Origin of the sequence: Chitinophaga sp. W3I9 (assembly GCF_050434025.1) — a bacterium.
Taxonomy (GTDB): Bacteria; Bacteroidota; Bacteroidia; order Chitinophagales; family Chitinophagaceae; genus Chitinophaga.
In genome coordinates, this window is sequence record NZ_JBNPWC010000001.1 from 4,966,867 (window position 1) to 4,990,191 (window position 23,325).

The following is a 23,325-nucleotide window of genomic DNA, read 5'->3' on the forward strand; positions in this document are numbered from 1 at the left end:
CTGTATATAACTGTCAATTTAACAATTATAAACAATACCCCGTAGTTTTGCGGGTACTTTTTTGCGGTCCGGTATGGGTATTGTTGTAAGTTTGGAAACCAACAATCTTTCACCGAATGAAACAAAGCGCCGGTATTTTACTCATCCGTGCTGCCAGGGTCGGACCTGAGTTTTTCCTGGTACACCCTGGTGGCCCTTTTTTCGCAAAAAAAGACGCCGGCTGGTGGACGGTTCCCAAAGGAGAAATTATGCCGGGAGAAGATCCGTTGAATACGGCTATCCGGGAGTTTGAAGAAGAAACGGGGTACACGCCGGCCGCTCCTTTCACCCGGCTGACTTCCATCACCCAAAAGGGTGGCAAGCAGGTACACTGCTGGGCTGCATCCGGTAACCTGGATCCTGCGAAAATAGTGAGCAATACGTTTGAAATAGAATGGCCGCCGAGAAGCGGGAAATATAAAACCTATCCTGAAATAGACAAAGCCGGTTGGTTTACGCCGGAGGAGGCGGCAAAGCTGATCAATGAAAGACAGGTAGCGTTTTTGGAAGAAGTATTGCAACTGGGCTTAACAGCTTTATAAAAGCCGGGCCGGATGGCGCATCCGGCCCGGCTAATACTACACAATGGTATTGAGCACACCTCCATCTGCGCGGAGCGCAGCTCCGTTGGTGGCTACCGACAAAGGACTGGAAAGATAAGCCACCAGGCTGGCGATTTCGGAAGGCTCAATGAACCGCTGTAATAAGGAGGTTGGATTCATTGTTTTAATAATACCTGTTTTCACTGCTTCCACGCCCAGGTTTTGCGCACCTGCAATTTGTTCCACTGCGTTCGCCACACCTTCGGAATAGGTGGGCCCGCCAAGAATAGCGTTTATCGTAACCCCGGTGTTTTTAGTTAACGCTGCAAGTCCACGGCTCACCGACAGCATGGCAGTTTTAGTGGTACCGTAGTGGATCATATTTCCCGGGATATGAATACCGGATTCGCTGCTGATAAAAACAATCCTGCCCCAGTTACGCTCCAGCATTTTGGGAAGCAGCTGCCGCGATAGCCGGATACCACTCAATACATTTATCTCAAAAATTTTCTGCCAGTCTTCGTCCGTGATATCCGCAAACTCCTTTAGTTCAAATATTCCTACGTTGTTAATTAAAATATCAATACCAGGAAGCGTATCCAACAACCGGTTCACCTCCGCGGCGCTGGCAAAGTCAGCTGCTATGCCGGATACCTTAGCTTCCGGTATTTCTTCCTTCAGTCTGTTCACTGCCCCAGCTGTCTTTTCAGGCGTTCTTCCGTTGATAATGACCGTCGCTCCTTCGAGCAGTAATAACCTGGCAATGGCAAAGCCGATACCTTGTGTAGATCCGCTGACAAAAGCCGTTTTTGATGTTAATTGTAAATCCATGAGCGTCCTGTTATATTATTTTAATGGCGAAATATTTTATTCTGTGTTGATCACTACAAAAATCAGCAAAAAAATCAGCGGAGGATTTCCAGCTGCATTTCAATCTGTTTGAGGAGGATTTTATTATCAGGATACATACGCCTGGTAACGTTCAACCCGTTCCAGAGTGTAACCAGGTAGCGGCCCAGGATCACGGGGTCGGTTTGATTTTTCATAGTGCCATTCTTTTGCGCGCGGCGGATGGCTTTGGTGTATAGTTGTTCTACTTCTTTCAGAATGGTTACCGCTTCTTCTTCCAGCTCTTTGTCAAGAGCGGCCATTTCCACAACCGTGTTAACGATGATGCAGCCCTGCAGATGCGTTTCCCGGTCGACCCGGGCCATGCTGCGGAAGAAGTCTTTGATCAGCTCCATTGGCGCATCACTTTGATTAAGCGCTGTTTCAAACTCCTTAAATGCTTCCCTGCGCTGTTGGATGGCTTTTTGGAACAGCTCTTTCTTTCCTCCTTTAAAGGCATTATAAAAGCTTCCGCTGCCTATTCCCATAGCCGTGAGTATATCTTCCAGAGATGTAGCGGTATATCCCTTTGTCCAAAACACTTTCTGTGCCTTCTCTACAACATCCTTATTATCATATATGGCTGGCCGTCCCCTCATACAATACAAATTTTGTGTTAATCACTACAAAAATAGATATTTTTTAGGAACAGTCTTAATTATCTTTAAAAGATTAGTGTTTGAAATACTTCCACAGGTAGGCGGAAACGTTCTTGATCAGCACCTGTGCTTCGTTATCGTCTGTCCAGCGCTGATCTTTATTATTTTTGGTGCCCACATAAAACACATACTCCCCCCGCGGTTCATTTACCAGGATCACTTCTGACCTGGACTCATCCAGTGAACCGGTTTTATGGGCGGCCTGTACATACGGCGGAATAGCCGACAACCCGGTTTCATCATAATACCCGTGGGTCATTAACCGGTACATGCGTTCGGAAGCGGCCTTGCTGATCACCTCACCATTACGGATCTTCACCAGCAGGGTGGCCATTTCGCGGGGGGTAGTCATGCCCCAGCCGTATACTTTCCAGATCTCTGAACGGCCAGGGGTACGTGAATTTACCCGCGTAACCGCAAGCCCGTACTGCTCCATCAGCTCATTAATGCGTTGCCCCCCTCCTGCCAGCGACTGGTTCCAGATGGATGCGGTATTATCGCTGTAAGACATCATCAGCGCCAGCAATACACTCACCTCCGTTGAAGTGCTGTCTTTAAAGAACTGCATCAGGCCCGATCCGCCATACTTAATGGAATCGCGGTAAACCAGCGGCTGATGATATTTCAGCTCCCCTTTCTCTATTTTGTCAAACATGCCCACCAGGATAGGAATTTTCACAATGCTGGCCGTGGGGAAAATAGTATCGGCATTGATAGCGGCATAACGGCCGGTTTTCAGATTCTTTACGTAAATTCCCACATCGCCGTGAAACCCGGTGATAATATTTCTCAATCCTTTTTCAAGTTTACGGTCCTCCTGCGAAAAAGCAAGTGCAGGAGTCAATAGCAGTAGCAGCAACCATTTGTGCATATATAAGGAATGTTTGCTTTAAGTTATAATACGGGAGCCGGTATTCATAGGAGATATTATTCTGAATCCTCTTTTGGTTCCCAAAGTTCAATAATATTGCCTTCCGGATCGAGCACATGAACGAATTTGCCATAATCATATTCCGCAATCTCATCCACAATGGTCACGTTTTCCTTTTTCAGTTCCGCTACCAGCGCAACGAGATTTTCCACCCGGTAATTAATCATAAACGGCTTGGCCGACGGCTTAAAATATGCCGTATCCTGCGGAAACGCACACCAGGAGGTAGATCCTTTCTTCGATGGATTATCGGCCTCCCGCCACTCAAACGTAGTCCCGTATTCGCTGGTAGTCAATCCAAGGTTTTTGGCATACCATTCGTTCATTTCCTGTGGATTAGCGCATTTAAAAAAAACGCCTCCAAGGCCCGTTACTTTTTTCATATGTACGATTAAAAAAGTGAAAGAAGAAGTCGATAGTCAATATACTAAAGAATATGTAACCTCCATCCGGGACTTTTAAAAAAATGTATTTCCTGCTGACATGGGTTGTCATATCTCCCTTTTACTTTTGTTAAAACAAACCAACTCACTATGGGGCCGGGAAAATGATTGAAAAAGGCGCTATGACCCAACAGGGGCAACAGGCGATCGACCATGCAAAAAAAACCGGCAGGAGGGAGATCGTGTAGTGCTCACCACTTCACTAACGGATTTCGCCACCAGTCGTCCTGCCCGTTTTCGCTGTAATAGAGTCCGAAGTTCAGCGATGGATCATCCGCTTTTTTTGCGGGATGCAATAGTTTTAAAATATAATTCCCTTTGCGCAGTGGCAGTATCACCGTTTGCCGTGCATGACCATCCGCCGGGTTGTACTGAATCCGCAATGAATCATTAAGATAGAGTTGTGTGCCTTCCGAAGGCGTTAGTTGAAATACGTAATAGCCATCACGCGGAATAGCTACGGCTCCGGTCAGCTGCCCATCCACAGGTTTCGATTGCAGATCGAGCTTTGGCAATTGCCGGGTGGTACGCAACATTTTTTCCGGCGTCAGATAGTTACCTGTCCGCAGGTTCATTGGCAGCTCATGGTCGTATCGCCCGCCCGGCGAAAACGATATTGCCCGGATACCTGAAGGATCATCTGTGATCAAATGATCATCTACCAGCGCACTGTTGCGGTTGGGCAATGAACCATCCTGCGTATAGCGGATCTCAGCGTTATCAGTTGGCAAAAACAGGCGGATCGACCGGCCCTTCACCACAATGCCGCCGGTCGGTTGATAACGGGCGTTGCGAACGTAATACCCCAGGTAAGCATATTTAAGTCCATCATAGTTCGATTTGAACACGCTCGAGCCATGCGTTTCATTGTCGTAGAGCGCCGAGTGCCAGTGCAGCCCTGAAGGTGCATTCGCTTTCAGTATGCTGTCCATTGCATCACGCGCCATGTCGCCGTAGGAAAAACCACTGCGGCCGCCGATATTCAGCGCGGTGTTGCGGAATTGAACCGACTTTAGTTTTTGCGCTGCCATCCGCACGAGGTACCGGTCGCCGAACTGGAAAGCCGGGTCGCCGAGCGTATAGAAACGGAACAAGTCCGGCCGCTGAAGCAGGGTGTAAAAAGCAAATACCCCACCCAATGATGTACCGAACAACCCGCTCTCGCTACTCACGCGATACTTGCGATTAATATAGGGCATCAGCTCTTTTTCAAAGAAGGCAAGAAATTTGTCCGCACCACCCGAGCTGTCCACATCTTTCGATTGGATAGGGGTGAAATCGCGGTCGCGCAGGTTGAAACCGTTGACATAACGGTTGGGGACATTCACAATGATCGCCTGCGGAGCGAACTTTATCGCCACCAGGAAATTGAAGATATTCGTAAACGTATGCGTATTCCACTCCCCATCAATCACGTACCACACATCATAATGAGTAGTGTCTGCTGCGTAATTGTCCGGTAAAATAATCTCAATTTTACGTAGTTCACCCAGTCTATTCGAGTAAATCGAATCCTTTGTTGATGTAGTATGCTGGGCTTCAACGCTAATTGTAACAAGAAATAAGAAACAAAAAAATAAACGCATCGTCCTGTTTTTTGTGCTTAAAGTTGTCACTGATACTTTGCTATAATTCCGTAATTTCAAGTACTTCTTTGCTATATTTTAAATAGGAAACGAGCACTTTTGTGCCTATTGGGTAATGATAGTAGTCCGCTTTCTTAACCGGCAGGCTGAATTTCTCACCTTTATGCCGCCCTGCAAAGGTCACAATATATTCGTCATTTTCTGTTTTGTGACGGCTGATAATTACACTCGACAATTTGTTTTTCCCGTTTATAATATCTTTCTTCCAATCGTTTTTAAAACTCCTGAACGTTAGCCAAACAAATAAATAAAAAAGACCGAACATTGCTATTCCTGCAAAAACAAACAAAATGTAATGGTAATATTGTAGATTAATTTCGTGTTGTATAAAGTAATAAGCGATCGCCATTATAAAAAGTGTGGCGGTCATCAAAATACCTGGGGCGTCTTTAAAGAATTCACTTCGTTGTTTGTCAATATGTTTTATCTCATCCTCGCTTAAAGGAATGTTTTCCTGTAATACAACCTGGAAATAGTCTATTGGGAAATGGGTCATTAAAGGCAATTTAAGTTTGTCTGTCCAATATAAGCCTGGTATCCTTGTTATATCATGAATACTTCCCGGGTACCTCATCCATGGGTATACCATGGGTAATCCATGCACTATTAATACTGTTCCCATGCACTCCCAATGCACTCCTCATGCACTCGCCATGCACTATGAATGCACTTTACTTTTCGTACTCATACTTTATTAACCGGTATTGGAAAACAGTTTTATAAACATCGCCAATTTTATATTGGTCCACCAGCTCCCCTTCTTTTACCAGGCCGCTATTAATTAAAATCTTTTCTGATGCACTGTTATCTGGAAAAACAGTCGCATAAATTTTATGGAGGTGCAAGGTGTTGAATCCAAAGTTTAGGACTTCCTTCACCGCCTCCGTCATGAGTCCCTTTCCCCAGAATGGTTCCCCGATCCAGTAGCCCATTTCAGCATGGTTATGACGGGTATCAATACTCAATCCTACTGCACCAATGAATTCATTGTGCTCTTTTAAATTAATCGCGAAAACAACCCGTTCCCCGGTCACGTATGCCTTTAGCGCAAGGTCTATCCAAAAGGCAGCGTCTTCCTCTTTATAAGGATAGGAGATATTTAATATGTTTTCGGAGATCCTCTTGTTATTGGCATACTTTAACAGGGCGCCCAGGTCATCCCTTTCTACTTTTCGCAGTTTTAATCTACTGGTATACAGTTCAGGAAATACTTTCATGTTGAAACTCAGATATTACAGTATGTAAATATAACAGATAGGCTCCTATATTTTTTTGTATTTTCTAACAGAAAAAATGGCGACCCGGAAGGATTCCTCAGACCCACTTCACCCGTTTTAAATAAAATCACGTCTCTAACAGATATCAAATGCTACGTTATGAAGCTAATTCCACCCAAATGGAGTCCTTTCCTGCAAGGACTGGTGCTCTTCTTTTGGCTTAACCAGCCGGTTGTTTTTGCACAGGGACAAAAACAGGTAACCCTGAAAAGCGGGAATGCCGCCATCAGCCTGGCAGATATATTCAAAGCCATCCGGCAGCAAACCGGCTATACTGTTTTTTATAATAATCTTATCCTGAATGATAAGGAAAAAATAAAAGTAGACTTCAACAAAAGCGATTTACCGGCAGTACTTAATACGCTGCTGAAAGATAAAAATATTGAGTGGACGTTTAACGATACCTATATCATCCTGAAGAGAAAGGACAATGTTGCGGCTCCTTCCCCCAAACAGGAAAAGCTGCAAGGCAGGGTAACAGACGACACCGGCCAGCCCCTGGCCAGGGCATCCGTGAGAATTAAAAATACGACCGCGGCGGCGCAGACAGATGATAACGGCAGCTTCTCCATCGTCATGCCGGAACCTGCCGGCATTTTACAGATCGGCTTTGTCGGTTATGAACCGCTGGAAGTACCACTTACAGACATGCGTTTCCAGGACATAAAACTAAAGCCTGCCAACAGCGGTCTCAATGAAGTAATTGTGATCGGATATGGCACCACCACCCGCAGGGACCTCACGGGCTCAGTGGGCAAAGCCAATGTGGAGGATATGCAGAAAGCCCCCGTAGCGTCTTTTGACCAGGCGCTGGCCGGTCGCATTGCGGGCGTGGAAGTAAGCTCCAACGACGGACAGCCAGGCGCTGCTTCCCGGATTGTAGTGAGAGGAAGCTCCGTAAGCCAGGACGGATCTCCCCTGTTTGTGATAGATGGTTTCCCCATTGAAAATATGGATATCAATTCCATCAATCCCAATGATATCGCCTCCCTGGAAGTATTGAAAGATGCTTCTTCTATTGCTATTTATGGCGCAAGAGGCGCCAACGGTGTCATCATCATCAACACCAAAAGAGGAAAACCAGGTCCCCCAAGAGTGACTTACAGCTATGCGCTGGGCATACAGCAAATCACGAAGAAAATGGAGATGCTTAGTCCTTACGAATTTGTAAAACTACAGCTCGAACTGGACAGCGCGGCCAGTACGCCCGGCACACCCGTTAACACCAACGCACGCATTTACCTCGATCCTGCAAAAGGCATTACGCTCGACTCTTATAAAAACAATCCCGGGTACGACTGGCAGGACCTCCTCCTGCAATCAGGACTCACCCAAAGCCATTCGCTGAATATCAGCGCAGGCACCGCAGACACGCGGTATTCCATCAGTGGCTCCTACTACGACCAGAAAGGAATCATTATCAATACCGGCCTGAAAAGATATGACGGCAAATTCACGCTCGATCAACGGTTGAATAAAAATCTCCGGATGGGCATCACCGCCGGGTATTCCAATTCTTCTTCCTATGGCACCATCCCCGCTGCATCTTTCAGTGGCGGCGTAGTACAGGGCATGTGGCAATACCGGCCCGTTTCCGGCGTAGGTAACCAGGACCTGCTCAACGCTGTGATCGACAGTCTTGCGCTGGAAGACTTCAACAATGGCACCTCCAATGCCACCCTGGGAAACAACCTGGTGAACCCGCTGCTACAGGCGCAGAATGAATACCGGAAAAACATCAACAACACCGGTACTATTAATGCCTTCCTGGAATATACTTTTCTGAAGAAATTCAGACTGAAGATATCAGGCGGCTATAATGCCACCAACCTGAAATCGGAAACCTTTTATAATTCACAAACACAACAGGGAAATTTATTCAAGAACAAAGCAGGCGCAGTGCCCAATGTGAATGGTATTAACGGCACTATCAACAATCAGCTGAACAGTAATTATCTCAGTGAAAATATTCTCAACTACAAAACTACTATCGGGAAAAAACATATGATTGATGCGCTGGCAGGTTTCACTTATCAATACGCCACTAACAATTATACCGGTTTCAGATCCATTAATGTGCCACAGTCGACCGAATACCTGGGCATTAAAAGCATAGGCGGCGGCACCGCCGCATCTCCCAATGCCGGCGGCTCGCGCTGGCAGCTGTTTTCTTTTTTAGGCCGGCTGAACTATGCTTTTGAAGATAAATACCTGTTCACCGCCACTGCGCGGTCCGATGGTTCTTCAAAGTTTGCGGCAGGCAAGCAATGGGGCTACTTCCCTTCCGGCGCTTTTGCCTGGAGGTTTACAGAAGAGCCCTTCGCAGCAGGCTTGCGATCCATACTGAATGATGGTAAGTTCAGGGCCAGTTATGGCAGCGTAGGCAACAACAAGGTGGGAGACTTCAGCTACCTGGCTACCCTCGCTGGTGGTACGCAGTTCGCCTACCCTTTCAACAATTCCTATACAAGAGGCACTGTGCCATTTGGAAACGGCAATGCCAACCTCACCTGGGAAACCACTACAGAACTGGATCTCGGGTTGAACTTAAGCTTCTTCAACGACCGGATCTCCGTGGATGCAGATTATTACAACCGGAAAACAAAGAACTTCCTGCTGCTGGTGCAAATCCCTTACTTCGCGGGTTACAGTATCACGTCTTTCAATACCCAATACCAGAACACTGGGGAAATTACCAACAAAGGTTTTGAACTAACCATCAACACCATTAATGTTAAAGGAAAAAATTTCAACTGGAGCAGTAGCTTCAACATCAGTTTTAACAAAGGAAAGATTGATAAATTTTATGATGGCTTTGAAGTAATGCAAACAGGTTATAACCTGCCCGGCGGCAACAGCACCACTGCCTGGATTGCAAAAGTGGACGCCCCCATCTCCCAGTTCTATGGTTATAAGTGGGCCGGCGTTTACCAGTATGATGATTTTGTTAAACAAGGGAATGGCGCCTACATCCTGAAAAACGGTGTACCTGGCTATGCCACCGGTATTCAGCCGGGCGATCCAAAATACAAAGATATTAATGGCGATGGCATAGTAGATGCCAACGATCAAACTACGTTGGGCAGCCCCCTTCCTATTCATACCGGCGGGTTCTCCAATAATTTTAACTATAAAAATTTCTACCTGAATATTTTCCTGCAATGGAGCTATGGCAATGAAATACTAAACGCCAACAGGATGGCCTTTGCTTCCACCGGAGGTTATTTCCCGAACGGCAACCAGTTTGCAGAATATGCTAACCGTTGGACACCCGATAATCCAACTAACGATGTGCCAAGGGCAAAATATAACAACCGGGGCGATGCGGGCAGCACTACGCCAAAGGTAACCTCCCGCTACATAGAAGATGGCTCCTTCCTGCGGCTCAAAACAATTTCGCTGGGTTACGACCTGCCACCCGAATTGATCCGCCGTGCAGGCTTTAAAGGTTTGAAAGCATATGTGGCAGCGCAGAATATTTTCACCATCACCCATTACTCCGGCATTGATCCGGAGGTTTCCTCTTTCAGGGTGCAAAACCCTGCCAATGCACCGGGAAACACTCCCGGCGTTACCGCTACCAGCGGCACCGGCTATACGTTTCTTCAACCCAGCAGTAGTTACTCCGCCTTATCCGGCGGACTCGATTATACGGCTTATCCACGCGCCTTTACACTCAGCTTTGGTATTACGGCTACATTCTGATTCCATGTTTAAAATGTTGTTATGAAAACTTTTCAGCAATTACTACTTCCACTCATATGCATACTGGCAGCTTCCTGTAAGATGGATGTAAGCCTGGATCCTGTCACCTTCCGCCCTATCACATTTACCACCGAAGCGCAACTGGATGAACAAGTGGCCGGGATGTACAATATCCTCCAGCAAGACCCGATGTATGGTTTTGGTTTATGGGGATATATCAATGCCGGTGCGGATGAAAGCTTCCGTAACAACGCCAGTTACAGCACCACTCTCACGGAGTTTTATCATATCAGTAACACTGAACAGAATGTTTTGCTGTTATGGCGGAGCTTATACAAGGGTATTGAAGATGCCAACGTGATCCTCGATGTGGCCGACAAACCACAAATAGATGAAACAAAACGCTCGCAGATTAAAGGACAGGCCAGGTTCCTGCGGGCATATTATTTCTACCTGCTGGTGACCCATTTCGGGGACGTGCCGCTTAAAACAATGCTGGCTACCGACCTGGGCACCAATTACAATCTCCCGCGTACGCCATCAAAAGATATTTATGCTTTTATCGTGAAAGAAATGGTGGCAGCCGACAGCCTGGTGCCCAAAATGTCGCAGGTAAACACGCCCACTATTGTTACACAATCTGCCGTGGAAGCCATTCTCGCAAGGGTGTATCTTTCTATGGCCGGCAATCCCATGAATGACGTGGCGCGTTATAAAGATGCGCTGTTCTGGGCGCAGAAGCTGATTAATTCAAACGTACATAGTTTAATCAGCTCACCACATCCGCTTTATCCCGCTACCCCTGCCTATGCCCGTATTTTCATCAACAAGATGCAGAATAACATGAATGATAACGGCACTTCGGAAAGCATCTGGGACGCCGCTTTCTTATCCAAATCCAATGTTACCGGCAACTATGCAGGCACCGGGTATCTTGTTACGCAGCAGCTGGGCGCAGTAATGGGCGTATACTGTCCCGATGCGGGCATTTCGGGTGTAAACGGGTACTCTCCCGGCACTTACCGGGTTTTGCCCGGTTTATACAATCTTTATGGTTCCGGCGATCAGCGGAGGGATTGGGCCATTGCGCCTTATGTGTATAAAAGCGCTGCTACCACCCGTTACTACACGCTCACCGTGAACATCACCGGTGGCGGGGGTACCGGCGCTGCGGCCACTGCTTACACCGATGCACAGGGCGCCATTACTTCCGTAGTAATCGACAACCCCGGCAACGGCTATACGACTCCTCCCACCATCGGTTTTACTGCTTACGGTACCAATTCGTCTACCAACCCCTCTGTTACCACGCCTAATGAAGCAGTAGCCACTGCCACCGTGAGTAGTGGAAAGGTAACGGCTATCAATGTAATATCCGGCGGTGCGGGTTATCCAACAACATACGACCGCTGTGTGGGTAAATGGAGAAGGGAATACGAAATTAACCTGCCACCCAGCCGCCTCCAAAACAATACTTCCTGCAACTTCCCCATTGTGCGTTACGCAGATGTGCTGCTGATGGCAGCGGAAGCTGAGCTGAAAGCCAATGGCAGCGCAGGCACTACGGCCGTGGAATATTATAACCAGGTAAGAAGACGGGCATACGGATATCCGCCTAACACGCCTGCGCCAGGCTTTGATGTAACCACATTTACCATGCAGGATATTATGGATGAACGCTCCCGTGAACTCTGCTTTGAAGGCGTTCGCCGGCAGGACCTGGTACGCTGGGGCAAAATGACGCAGGCCATGCAACAGGTGCTTGCCAACAACGACAACTACGCTCCTACCAATTATGTTACGCCTGCTGGTGTGGCTGCGACCAATTTCCTGGTTGATCCGCAAAAGTATTCACTGTTACCAATCCCCGGCAATGAAATAGTGCTGGACCAGGTATTAACACAAAACCCCGGATGGCAATAAAAACCGATTAAACAAAATAGTATGAGATCCATTATATATTATTTCCTCGCCGCTGTTATGTTTGCAGGTTGCCGCAGAAACGAAGCAACCATACCGGACTTCAACGTAAACACCGACCAGCTGGCCTACCAGGCGGGCGACACTGTTACTTTTTATCTCTCCGGCAATGCCGGCGCCATTGTTTTCTTTTCCGGCGAAACCGGCAAAGCATATGAAAACCGGGACAGGAAGTTGATGCCCGGCGTGGAAAAACTCGTGTTCCAAACATCCATGCAGCAAGGCCCTGTACCACCAAAGCCTTGCCCGGATTCACTGCAGCTGCTGATCTCCACCAACCTGGAAGGATATGATGCCGCACATATCACAAAAGCCACCTGGACAAATATTACCAATCGCAACAGCAAATGGCCGAAGTCATTGTCCACCGGTTTTACAACTTCTGATTCTATCGATATATCAGATTTTAATAAGGCAGATAAAGTGAACATCGCTTTCCGCGTGCTGAACAAAAAGACCGGTGTGATGCCGCAAAGAAAATGGGTTATCCAAAGCTTTTCCCTCTATAATTTATTACCCGACAGCAGTACCACGCCCCTGTTTACAAATTTTGCCAACACCGGCTGGGTACAGGCCAGTTTGCTTAACAACAGTGAACCGGGAACAGCGGAGAATAACTACACTGGCTTCAACGCCTGGAACGTGGGCACCTGGAACGTTTCCGCGGCCGACAGTGTCCGGAACAGCAACGGCATTCCTATCAGGACCGGTTATCCCATTACGTTCAATCCCGGTACCAATATTGATAATGAAGACAACGACGACTGGCTGATTACTTCATCCATCGACTTAAAAACCACCAAACCCGATATAGGTATGGTGATACAGAATGAAGTTGCGTTGAAGTCGGCCACCTTCAAATACGTTTTTAACAAAGCAGGCACTTACCAGGTCACCTTTGTGGCCACTAATAACAGCCTGGAAGACAGCAAAAGCCAGGTTAAACAGCTGACATTAAAAATTCTACCCTGATTAAATATGAACCGATCTTTCCTTCCGGCCATGGTGGCGTTATTGCTCTTTTCGCAAATCCTCTTTGCCCAGGTGATGCCGGTCGGTGGCTGGTGGCTGCAGAACGCTTCAAAAATACCGCAGCCGGGCGCAGCAATAGCACAACCCGGCTTCTCCGCTAATGGCTGGTATCCCGCCGTGGTACCGGGAACAGTGCTCACCACGCTGGTACATAACAACATATACCCGGAACCGTTATATGGCGAAAATAACCGCCCCGACAGGATTCCTGATTCCCTTTGCCGCACCAACTGGTGGTACCGCACAGAAATAACCATACCATCATCTTACAAAAACAAAAACTGCTGGCTGCACTTCAACGGTATTAACTACACTGCGCAGGTGTGGGTAAACGGGAAATATACCGGGGAGATACGTGGCGCCTTTGCAAGGGGCATCTTTGATATCACAGCGGCCGTAAAGCCCGGAGCAACCGCCGCCATAGCTGTATTGGTATCCCCGCAACCCAATCCGGGTGTGCCACACGAGCATACCATTGCACAAGGCATGGGCAGAAACGGTGGCATCACCGCTCTGGATGGTCCTACGTTCCTCTGCTCTATGGGCTGGGACTGGATACCCGCTATCCGCGACCGGAACACCGGCATCTGGCAATCCGTATATCTCGATGCCACCGGTCCTGTACTTGTAAAAGATCCATTGGTAACTACCGATCTTCCATTACCCGCATTAAATACCGCTGATGTTAAAATAGCCGCTACCGTAGAAAATATAACAGACCAGCCGCAGGAAGGCATATTGAAAGGCGCCTTTGGCAATGTAGTGTTCAGTAAGCCGGTAGCATTGCCGCCACACAGCAGCCAGCGGATTACCTTTGATCCCGCCACACTGCCGCAGTTAAAAATAAAACAGCCGAAACTCTGGTGGCCCAATGGTTACGGTCCGCAAAATTTATATACCCTGCAACTACAGTTTAACATCGGGGGAGAAATATCCGATGAACAACAATTGGATTTCGGCATCCGCGAAATCAGTTACACCACGCCGGCTTCAGAAGATCTCACCATTTCCGTGAATGGCGTAAAGATTTTTTGTAAAGGCGGCAACTGGGGTATGGATGAAGCGATGAAACGTATTCCAAAAGAGAGACTGGAAACACAGATCCGCATGCATCAGCAGGCGCATTACAATATCATCCGCAACTGGGTGGGCCAGAGCACCAGCGAAGACCTGTACGCCCTCTGCGATAAATACGGCCTCATGGTATGGGATGAATTTTTCCAGCCCAACCCCTCCGACGGACCTGATCCCGCAGATGTGAATTTGTACCTCGCCAACGTACGGGAGAAAATGCTGCGTTTCCGCAATCATCCTTCTATTATCCTTTGGTGCGCCCGCAATGAAGGCAACCCGCCTAAAGTAATAGACGATTCACTTCGCAGCCTGATGGCTGAACTGGAGCCCTTGCGGCTGTACCAGCCCAGTTCTACCTCCGGGCGCGGCGTACACTCCGGCGGGCCTTACTACACCCGCAAACCGGCGGAGTATTATGTTTTCACTGAATCTTTCAAAACGGAAATCGGCAGTTTCTCTATTCCAACAATGGAGTCCGTGCAGGGCATGATGCCGCAGCAGGACTGGGAAGTGATCAACGACAACTGGGCCGAACATGACCTCGCCACAAAATACTACCGGAACATGATTGCCAAACGGTTTGGTGAAGTAGCCAACCTGGCCGACTTTGTAAGAAAATCACAACTCGCCAATTATGAATCGTTCCGCGCTATGTATGAGGGCCGCAATGCAAAAATGTTTAACCCTGCTACTGGTGTTATCACCTGGATGAGCAATCCTGCGCAGCCCAGTTTTGTATGGCAGCTTTATCATCACGACCTGGAGCCTAATTCAGCGCTGTTTGCCGTTCAAAAGGCCTGTGAACCGGTACATATTCAACTGAACGAAAAAGAAGGAAATATACAGGTGATCAATAACGGACCGGCTGCGCTGAAAAATGCGCGTGCACATCTCAGCCTGTTCAATGCAGACGGTAAGCCGGTGCTGCAACAGGATTATAATGTTACGGCCCTTCCCACCGTAGCAACGGATCTCGGGCAGGTGCAATGGCCCGCTGATTTGTCGCCCGTTCACTTTGTAAAACTGACTTTACATGATGCCAACGGCGCGCTGCTTTCCGATAACTTCTACTGGAACACGCTTCCGTTGGGATCAGACCAGCTGGCGGGCCTGGAAAAGATACCAGTGGTTACGCTCACGGCAACGGTTAAACGCCGCAGCGTGCATGGTAACTGTTTGCTGGATGTAAGCCTGCATAATCCATCTGCTCATATCGCGGTAATGACGCACCTGCAACTTCACCGGCAAGGTGGCGACAGGGTGTTGCCTGTTTTTTATTCAGATAATTATGTTTCCCTGTGCCCCAATGAAACAAAAACAATTACCGTAGAAGCCAGTGAGGCCGCCCTTCAGGGCAGCAAGCCAATGATACTGGTGGATGGCTTTAATGTAAATATAAAAGAAAGCAACAGTCCCGATGCAGCCATTGCGCTGAATGAAAACGCGCAGGTGAACCATTGGCCCATTACCCATTTGCCGCGGCCCGACAGTACCGCACCCAAAAAATAAAAGCATGTTTACATCAAGACGGGAATTCCTGAAAATAACCACGTTTGGCAGTACAGGTTTGTTATTACCGCCTATCACTGCATGGGCGGGTGTTTATAAAGATGAACTGGCAACCCTGAGTGAACAGCTCCTGCAACAATGGGGTGAAAGTTTACTGGCGCTACAGGTAAATCAACCGCAGGCAAAAGGATTGCATGGCGGCATTCTGTGCCCCGCCTGCGCCACCATACACGGCCGCTGCGGTGACGCCATCTTCCCGTTATTATATCTTGCCAGTAAAAGAAAAGAACAACAGTATGTAGATGCAGCTATCCGTTTGTACAACTGGATGGAACATATGGTAAGCACGCCCGATGGCGCGTGGGTAAACGAAGTAAATGTAAGCGACTGGAAAGGCATTACGGTGTTTGGCGCTACCAGTCTTGCGGAAGCGCTGATTCATTTTGAACATTTACTGAACAAACCCACAGCACAGCAATGGAAAAACAGGTTACAAAAAGCAGGTGACTATCTCTATAAAAACTTTACTGTGAACACCGGTAATATCAACTACCCTATCGCCGGCAGTTATGCTTTGTGCCTGATAGGTACCTATCTCCAACAACCTCATTTTATTACCAAGGGCAAAAGCCTGGCAAAGGATTGCCTCGCCTACTTTACTGCCAATGGCCTGATATACGGGGAAGGAAAACCGGTGCCCGAGAAAAGTGCAAAAGGCTGTTATTCGGTGGACCTTGGTTATAACGTGGAAGAGTCGCTTCCCTCTTTTGTGCTGTATGCAAAATTGGTGAATGACACCGCCCTGCTGGATCAGTTGACACGCTCCTTAAAAGCACACCTGGAATTTATGCTGCCCGACGGCGCCTGGGACAACAGCTGGGGAACCAGGAACTTTAAATGGACCTATTGGGGCAGCAGAACCAGCGATGGCTGTCAGCCTGCCTATGCCCTGATGGCCGGCAGCGACCCTGCATTTTACAAAGCAGCCCTGCAAAACACCCGGCTGCTGGCGCAATGCACGCACAATAAATTATTGCATGGCGGGCCGCATTATGTACAACACGGGGTATTGCCTTGCGTAAGTCATTCGCTGGCGCACAGTAAAGCATTGACCACCGTTTTGATCCAGGCGTCTTCAATAAAAAGCACTACAGCCCCGCTCCCACGGGAACGTATATACGGGGTGAAGTCATTTCCTGAAATCAATACCTGGCTGATCTCCACGCATAAATGGCGTGGCACCATTACGGGGTACGACCAGGAATATTCTATGAAGGGCGGTCATGCCAGCGGCGGTGCTTTGTCTATGCTCTGGCATGAGGATACCGGTCCCCTGCTTGTGGCCAGTATGAACCGGTATCAAATGGTGGAGAGCTTCAACATGCAGCGGGATAATGATCCGTTGCCTGCTTGCTTTACGCCTGGCTTTACCATAATGGCCGGCGAACAGCTGTACCGGCACACCAATGATCTGAAGGCCGCTGTTGAATATCATGAAAACACCGGGCAGATAACCTTCAACACCCGTTCATTACTGGTAGATGAAAACCAGTTACCGGCTGCTTCACCGGAATGTACGATCAGTTATCTTTTTGAGAAAGATGTGTTTCATATTCACGCTACTGCGAAAAATGAAAAGGCCGTTTATAGTTTGCCTGTTATCAGTACGCACGGCGAACCCGTCACACTTCTTTCAGAAAATAAGCTGGAAATACGCAAAGCGGGTAGTATTGTGGAGATAACCGCCAGTGCGCCCATAAAAACAACCCGCGCATTAACAGACCGCGCTTTCAATTTTGTACCCGGGCTCGAAGCCGTTCCGTTACTCTTTGAAACGAATAATATCGATATAAAAATTTCCGTAAGACCACACACATGAAAAAAGCATGCTTACTGATCAGCGCTGCCCTCTATTTTGTGATGCCCGCAATGGCGCAAGCCAGGTTCGATATATTCAGGGAACAGGCCATCACTGATGTTAGCCCGCAGGGATGGCTGAAAGAATTCCTGCTCCGGCAGCGGAGCGGTCTTACCGGGCATCCGGAAGTATTATCGTATCCCTTCAATTCCTCCCTGTGGGCAGGCGTTATAGAACGGGTAGGCGAACAACACGGCGCCAACTGGTGGCGATACGAACAAACTGCCTACTACAGCGATGGTATACTCCGGCTGGGTTATTTACTGCGTGATACAGCGCTGGTGAATAAAGCCCGCGCCGGTATTAACTACACGCTGGCACACGTACAATCCAATGGCCGCCTGGGTCCGGAGATGTTCACCAGCCAATGGCCTATCGCTGTATATTTCCGGGTGTTACAGGCCGAATACGCAGCTACCGGCGATCAGCGGATCATTGCCGCCCTGCATAAACATTACCTGAGCTATACGCCCGAAGAAATTGGCAATGCCAAACGTGCCATTGTAAACATTGAAGGCATGTTGTGGACGTATGGCAAAACAAATGATTCCCGACTGCTGGCGCTTGCGGAAGCGGCTTATGCCAAAGGCGGTTTTGAGCTGAACATGCAAACGGCTTCTTCGCCGGATACGCTGGTGCTGCATGGCGTTACCTATATGGAAATGGCTAAGCTGCCCGCCATCCTGTATACTTACACCGGTAAAAAAGTATATCTCGATGCAGCGCTGAATGCCATGTACAAACTGGATCGCGATCATATGTTACCCGATGGCATCCCCAGCTCCAACGAATTCCTGGCAGGGAAAGATCCGTTACAGAGCCACGAAACCTGCGATATCACCGACTATACCTGGGCAGTGGGTTACCTGCTGATGGCCACCGGCGACGGCCGCTGGGCCGATAAACTGGAGAAGGCCATCTTCAATGCAGGTCCAGGTGCGGTATCCAAAGATTTTAAAAATCTTCAGTACTTCTCCAGCGTTAACCAGGTGATCGCTACGGGGCAGTCCAACCACAATAAATTTGCGCATGGCTCTACCTGGATGGCTTACTGGCCCTGTCATGAAACAGAATGCTGCGCCGGCAACGTACATCGCTTTATGCCCAACTACGCCGCGCGGATGTGGATGCGTGATACCACAGGAGCCCCGGTGGCAGCACTTTACGGGCCTTCTGTTGAAACGCTCCGCTACAAAGGGCAGCAACTCAGCATTACCGAAAACACGCAATATCCTTTCTCTGACCAGTTGCAGTTCACCTTCCGGATGCAACAGGACATCACTATGCCTTTTACCTTCCGCATACCTGGCTGGTGTCAATCAGCGATGGTAAGCATCAACGGAAAACGATACAACGGCGCGTTAAAGCCCGGCACCTTTGTAACCCTGCACCGGAAATTTCATAACAACGACCGGATCAGCATACAATTCCCTATGGCGCCGCAACTGGTACAATGGGCCCAGTGGGGCGTTACCGTGGAACGCGGCCCGTTGTTGTACGCTTATCCCATTCCCGAAAAAGTAACCACAGATACCGCCACTTACGCTAACCTTGGCGGCAAAAAATCTGCAGATCCTGGTTTCCCGGCGCTGGACATCCGTCCTGCGGGTGACTGGAACTACGCACTGCTGGCACGCCCCGGACAATGGCTGGTAACAGAAAAACAGGACAATACTTATCCCTTTGACGCCGCCGCTGTTACCATTAAGGTACCGGCCAGGAAAATTAACGACTGGCATTTATCAGAAAACCGCTACACGCCCCCATTACCCAAACCCGGTTCTTTCCACTATGAAACAACTACCGATACCATCACCCTGGTGCCCTATGGTATTACCAGGCTACGCATGACGGTATTCCCGGTGATCCCTTAATACATTAAACCCTTGTAACTATGACTATCACAAACATCTCTGTTTTAGAAACCACAGCGGGTACCACCGCCAATGAACATTGCAATCTGCTCGGCTATTATGCGCCCGGCGATGGCGGCGGCGGAGACTTTTACTGGCAACCTGCCAACACCACCGGTGATAACCGGGGCACCATCATCGTTGTTGCCGGCGCTGGCAGATGGCTGCGGGCAGACACCAATCTCTTTAATGTAAAATGGTTTGGCGCAAAAGGCAACGCCTCCACGGATGATACCGCCGCCATTCAGAAATGTATTGATACCGCCGCCACGGGCAGGATCATTTATTTTCCAAAAGGAAATTATAAAATAACCGCGCAGATCAATCTTAAAACAGGACAAACCTATACCGGCGAACAAGGCGACTATGGCATTGTAGATTCTCCTACGCCTACCATTCTTGACTTTACCACCGCCACCGGTAACATTCATTGTCTTAGCTTCGACGCCATCATCGGCGCTACCGGTCCCACTATCAGGAATCTTACGCTCAATTGCGGCGAAGCCCTTACCGGCATCCGGTATTACAGTACCAACTATTCCAACTGCTACCGCCCCACTTTGCAAAATGTAGACATACGGTTAAAAGAAATTGCAGATCCTGCACAAACATGCGTGTGGTGGGAGCCAGTGTACCTCGGCACCATCGACAGGTGCCTGCTCCGCGGTGGCAGGATAGGTATAAAGCTTATCGGGTGTTTCATGAACCGCATCATCAATGTAACCACGCAACAGGGTATTTACAACAATGGCAATCCGCCTGTGGCGGCCATTTACACCCGGCAAACCAGGGCCGGCAGAACAGGCTCCTATATAGGCGGCAGAAACTTAATAGAAACATCCGAACCGCTCATCATTTCACCCGATGCCAACAGCGTGATGATTGATACGGATGGCGGGCTGATTATCCGCGACACTGCGATGGAGGTGAACAACGGCAGCAGCACCGGCGCAGCCGCCAAAGCATTGATATGGTTGCATAAAGATGGTACCCAGTCGCCCTTCCGGTCGGACCTCCTGCTGGAAAGAGGCGCTGTATTTAATACCGCTGCTGCTACCGGCGCCAACAACGGCAGGGCCCAATACGGCATCCTTGCGGAAGCAGGCATGTTTACCCGGATTGTGGCCAGGGGTGTGTCTTTTAAAGATAACCCGATCGTGATCACAAATGCCGGCAACACGGGACTTGCCACCTCCGGCACCGACTTCCAGCGACTGGATGTGCAAGGCAACGACTACGCTACGGCGTATTATACGGAGTATGCCGGATGGAAGCCCGCTACAGCCTATGTTATGGGGCAAACCGTACAAAACGGGTTGTATGTTTATATCGTAACCACCACAGGTATCTCTGATGCCGCGGGAGGCCCAACCGGAACCGGCGCCGGTATTACTGACGGAACGGTGATATGGAGTTTTGTAAAAGAAAACACCGGTCCGTTTCCTTTAAAACGCTATCGCGAAACCAACAACGACGTATACATTGTGGGCGATGCCAGGGGCGTGAAAGATAACCAGTTCATTAACGCCAACGGCTCTACGGAGCGGTTCGGTGCGGCCTGGGGATTTTTTAAGGCAACAGTGGATCCGGGTAGTATCAGCGATAACCAGTCGTGCATAAAACTGCGATACGACAACGCCCCGCCTTATAACACGCCCATGAAAGCAACAGTTACATTACGCCGGCTGGCAGCAGGCGCTTCCGCGGGCAGGTTCAGCATGCAGTGTTCTTCCAGTGGTGGCACTAACTTACTAGGAAGATGGGATTTCAATAACATCCCGCTCAACGAAGATAAACAGTACGTGGTGACCGGCTTCGCCATTCCCTCCACGATGCCGGTGGCAGACTTCTCCGCCTGGTTCCGGGACAGTGCCAGTCAGCCGCTATGGGACAACATTGCCGTAAGATCGGTGCGCGTGGAAAAAGCTACCACCTTTTGCGGCAGCGTTACCATCAGTGATACGGCTACTTCTGCAGATGTAAATTCATCCAGCTTCCAGAGCAGCGATGTTACGCTGGTCAGCGTTCCTAACTTTTTACTGCCCGGCACCGCAATTATCTCCCTGGGCCTGCCCGCGGTAACAGCCGGTATGCCGCTGCTGCTCATCAATACTCCTTATATCAGTAACAGAACCACCAGTGGTTTTACTATTAACCTGTTTCTCAAACCAGGTGCAGGCAATAGTATTACCATACCATATACCATCACCTATTAAACCATTCACCACCCTGGTGGTCATAGTATCCGTTAAACCATTCACCACAGGCGGGCCCTGCCTGTGGTGGATAATTTTCCGGGCGTTCACCCGTTTTAAGAAAGAATCTGTCTATAACATTTATATACCAGCGTGCAGGAAAAAAGAATACAAATGGGGAAGCAATCAATTATCCGGAATACGCTGTTAGTCATGTTTTGGTGCAGCAGTCATTTATCGGCCAGCAGTCAGGGTACACAGGCATACGACCCTGAGAAAACCTATGCCGCGCCAACAGACGACCGGGTGAAAGCTAAATTATCACATTGGCAGGACCTGAAGTTTGGCCTGTTTATGCATTGGGGTACCTACAGCCAGTGGGGTATCGTGGAATCATGGTCGCTTTCACCGGAAGACTATCCCTTTACCAAACGTACAGGCCCCTACGCAGCAAACTGGTTTCAGTATAAACAGGCGTATGAAAACCTGCAAACCACTTTCAACCCCGTGCACTTTAATCCTGATAAATGGGCTGACGCCGCAAAAGCAGCCGGTATGCGCTATGTAGTGTTTACAACCAAGCATCACGATGGGTTTTGCATGTTCGACACCAGGTACACCGACTATAAAATTACCAGCGCCAAAACACCTTTTTCATCCAATCCGCGCAGCAATATTTCCCTGGAAATTTTTAATGCCTTCCGTAAAAAAGATTTTATGGCAGGCGCTTACTTTTCAAAACCCGACTGGCACTCGGAAGATTACTGGTGGTCGTATTTTCCGCCTAAAGACCGCCACCAGAGTTACGATAAAAAACAATATCCGGAGCGGTGGCAACGGTTCTGCGATTTCACATACAACCAGATCGAGGAGCTGATGACCAACTACGGCGCATTAGATCTCCTCTGGCTGGATGGCAGCTGGGCGGGCATGAACATGGCTCCCATTGTAACAATGGCGCGCAAACACCAGCCCGGCCTGATTGTAGTAGACCGCCACGGCGCAGCGGAATATGTAAACTACCTGACTCCGGAACAAAAAGTCCCGGACCACTACATCCCTGTTCCGTGGGAAACCTGTATGACACTGGGCCGGTCCTGGTCGTACATTGTAAAGGAAAATTACAAACCATCGCGGCAGCTGATACAAATGCTGGTGGACATTGTTGCTAAAAACGGTAACCTGCTGCTCAACATCGGGCCGGGTCCTGATGGCGACTGGCACACAGAAGCCTATCAGCGGCTGGCCGATATCGGCAAATGGATGAAAATAAACAGTGAGTCTATTTACAATACCAAACCTGTTGCTCCTTACCGCCAGGATAAATGGGCTTTTACAAAAAGTGAAAAAGCCTGTTATCTTTCTTATCTCCCGGCGGAAAAAGAAAATATACTACCGGCCACTATCAGTGCACCTTTGAAAGAGGTGAGCCGTAAAACCGGTATCACCCTGCTGGGTACGGAAAAAAAACTGACATGGAAGCAAACGGGCGATTCCATCACCATCAGCATTCCAGAGGCCGTGCGTAAGCAGCTGGCCGGGGAAGCCGTGTGGGTATTTAAAATGAGTTAACG

16 protein-coding genes are annotated in these 23,325 nt (G+C 48.7%); 9 read left to right on the forward strand and 7 right to left on the reverse strand.

Annotated elements, in window-relative coordinates; translation table 11 throughout:
• Positions 1-116: 116 nt before the first annotated feature.
• Positions 117-581, forward strand: a complete 465-nt coding sequence (locus QFZ51_RS20350; RefSeq protein WP_429048381.1) for an NUDIX domain-containing protein — start codon at positions 117-119, stop codon at positions 579-581.
• 36 nt (positions 582-617) lie between these two features.
• Here QFZ51_RS20350 and QFZ51_RS20355 read toward each other — a convergent pair whose 3' ends face one another.
• The 7 genes from QFZ51_RS20355 to QFZ51_RS20385 all read right to left on the reverse strand — a co-directional run bounded on the left by QFZ51_RS20355 (position 618) and on the right by QFZ51_RS20385 (position 6,365).
• The gene (locus QFZ51_RS20355) at positions 618-1,412 is read right to left on the reverse strand and encodes an SDR family NAD(P)-dependent oxidoreductase (protein ID WP_429048383.1); all 795 of its coding nucleotides are present in this window, start codon (positions 1,410-1,412) and stop codon (positions 618-620) included.
• A 74-nt stretch (positions 1,413-1,486) separates the two neighbouring features.
• Complete coding sequence (locus QFZ51_RS20360) at positions 1,487-2,068, reverse strand: TetR/AcrR family transcriptional regulator (protein WP_429048385.1); 582 nt, start codon at positions 2,066-2,068, stop codon at positions 1,487-1,489.
• Positions 2,069-2,141: 73 nt separating this feature from the next.
• Complete coding sequence (locus QFZ51_RS20365; RefSeq protein WP_429048386.1) at positions 2,142-2,999, reverse strand: serine hydrolase; 858 nt, start codon at positions 2,997-2,999, stop codon at positions 2,142-2,144.
• 56 nt (positions 3,000-3,055) lie between these two features.
• On the reverse strand, positions 3,056-3,442 hold the full coding sequence (locus QFZ51_RS20370; RefSeq protein ID WP_429048388.1) for a VOC family protein: 387 nt from the start codon (positions 3,440-3,442) through the stop codon (positions 3,056-3,058).
• Between the two features lie 251 nt (positions 3,443-3,693).
• Positions 3,694-5,088, reverse strand: coding sequence for an alpha/beta hydrolase-fold protein (locus QFZ51_RS20375; RefSeq protein WP_429051593.1), 1,395 nt, complete (start codon positions 5,086-5,088; stop codon positions 3,694-3,696).
• Between the two features lie 40 nt (positions 5,089-5,128).
• Positions 5,129-5,770, reverse strand: a complete 642-nt coding sequence (locus QFZ51_RS20380) for a hypothetical protein (protein WP_429048390.1) — start codon at positions 5,768-5,770, stop codon at positions 5,129-5,131.
• Positions 5,771-5,819: 49 nt separating this feature from the next.
• Entirely contained in the window at positions 5,820-6,365 is a 546-nt protein-coding gene (locus QFZ51_RS20385; RefSeq protein WP_429048392.1) for a GNAT family N-acetyltransferase, read from the reverse strand.
• A gap of 159 nt (positions 6,366-6,524) precedes the next feature.
• On the opposite strand from QFZ51_RS20385, the gene QFZ51_RS20390 reads away from it, so the two are divergent.
• The 8 genes from QFZ51_RS20390 (at position 6,525) to QFZ51_RS20425 (ending at position 23,323) form a co-directional block, all read left to right on the forward strand.
• Positions 6,525-10,130, forward strand: a complete 3,606-nt coding sequence (locus QFZ51_RS20390; RefSeq protein ID WP_429048394.1) for a SusC/RagA family TonB-linked outer membrane protein — start codon at positions 6,525-6,527, stop codon at positions 10,128-10,130.
• 21 nt (positions 10,131-10,151) lie between these two features.
• On the forward strand, positions 10,152-12,053 hold the full coding sequence (locus tag QFZ51_RS20395; RefSeq protein ID WP_429048396.1) for a RagB/SusD family nutrient uptake outer membrane protein: 1,902 nt from the start codon (positions 10,152-10,154) through the stop codon (positions 12,051-12,053).
• A 21-nt stretch (positions 12,054-12,074) separates the two neighbouring features.
• Positions 12,075-13,082 (forward strand): DUF5017 domain-containing protein, encoded by a 1,008-nt coding sequence (locus QFZ51_RS20400; protein WP_429048398.1) that lies wholly within the window; start codon positions 12,075-12,077, stop codon positions 13,080-13,082.
• A gap of 6 nt (positions 13,083-13,088) precedes the next feature.
• Positions 13,089-15,725 (forward strand): glycoside hydrolase family 2 protein, encoded by a 2,637-nt coding sequence (locus tag QFZ51_RS20405; protein ID WP_429048400.1) that lies wholly within the window; start codon positions 13,089-13,091, stop codon positions 15,723-15,725.
• Between the two features lie 4 nt (positions 15,726-15,729).
• Complete coding sequence (locus QFZ51_RS20410; RefSeq protein WP_429048402.1) at positions 15,730-17,604, forward strand: hypothetical protein; 1,875 nt, start codon at positions 15,730-15,732, stop codon at positions 17,602-17,604.
• Complete coding sequence (locus tag QFZ51_RS20415) at positions 17,601-19,517, forward strand: beta-L-arabinofuranosidase domain-containing protein (RefSeq protein ID WP_429048404.1); 1,917 nt, start codon at positions 17,601-17,603, stop codon at positions 19,515-19,517. Before QFZ51_RS20410 ends, QFZ51_RS20415 begins: the two co-directional genes overlap by 4 nt.
• A gap of 20 nt (positions 19,518-19,537) precedes the next feature.
• A complete protein-coding gene (locus QFZ51_RS20420; RefSeq protein WP_429048405.1) occupies positions 19,538-21,772 on the forward strand; it encodes a glycosyl hydrolase family 28-related protein in 2,235 nt (744 codons plus the stop codon).
• 153 nt (positions 21,773-21,925) lie between these two features.
• Positions 21,926-23,323, forward strand: a complete 1,398-nt coding sequence (locus tag QFZ51_RS20425; protein WP_429048406.1) for an alpha-L-fucosidase — start codon at positions 21,926-21,928, stop codon at positions 23,321-23,323.
• The last annotated feature ends 2 nt before the right edge of the window (positions 23,324-23,325 follow it).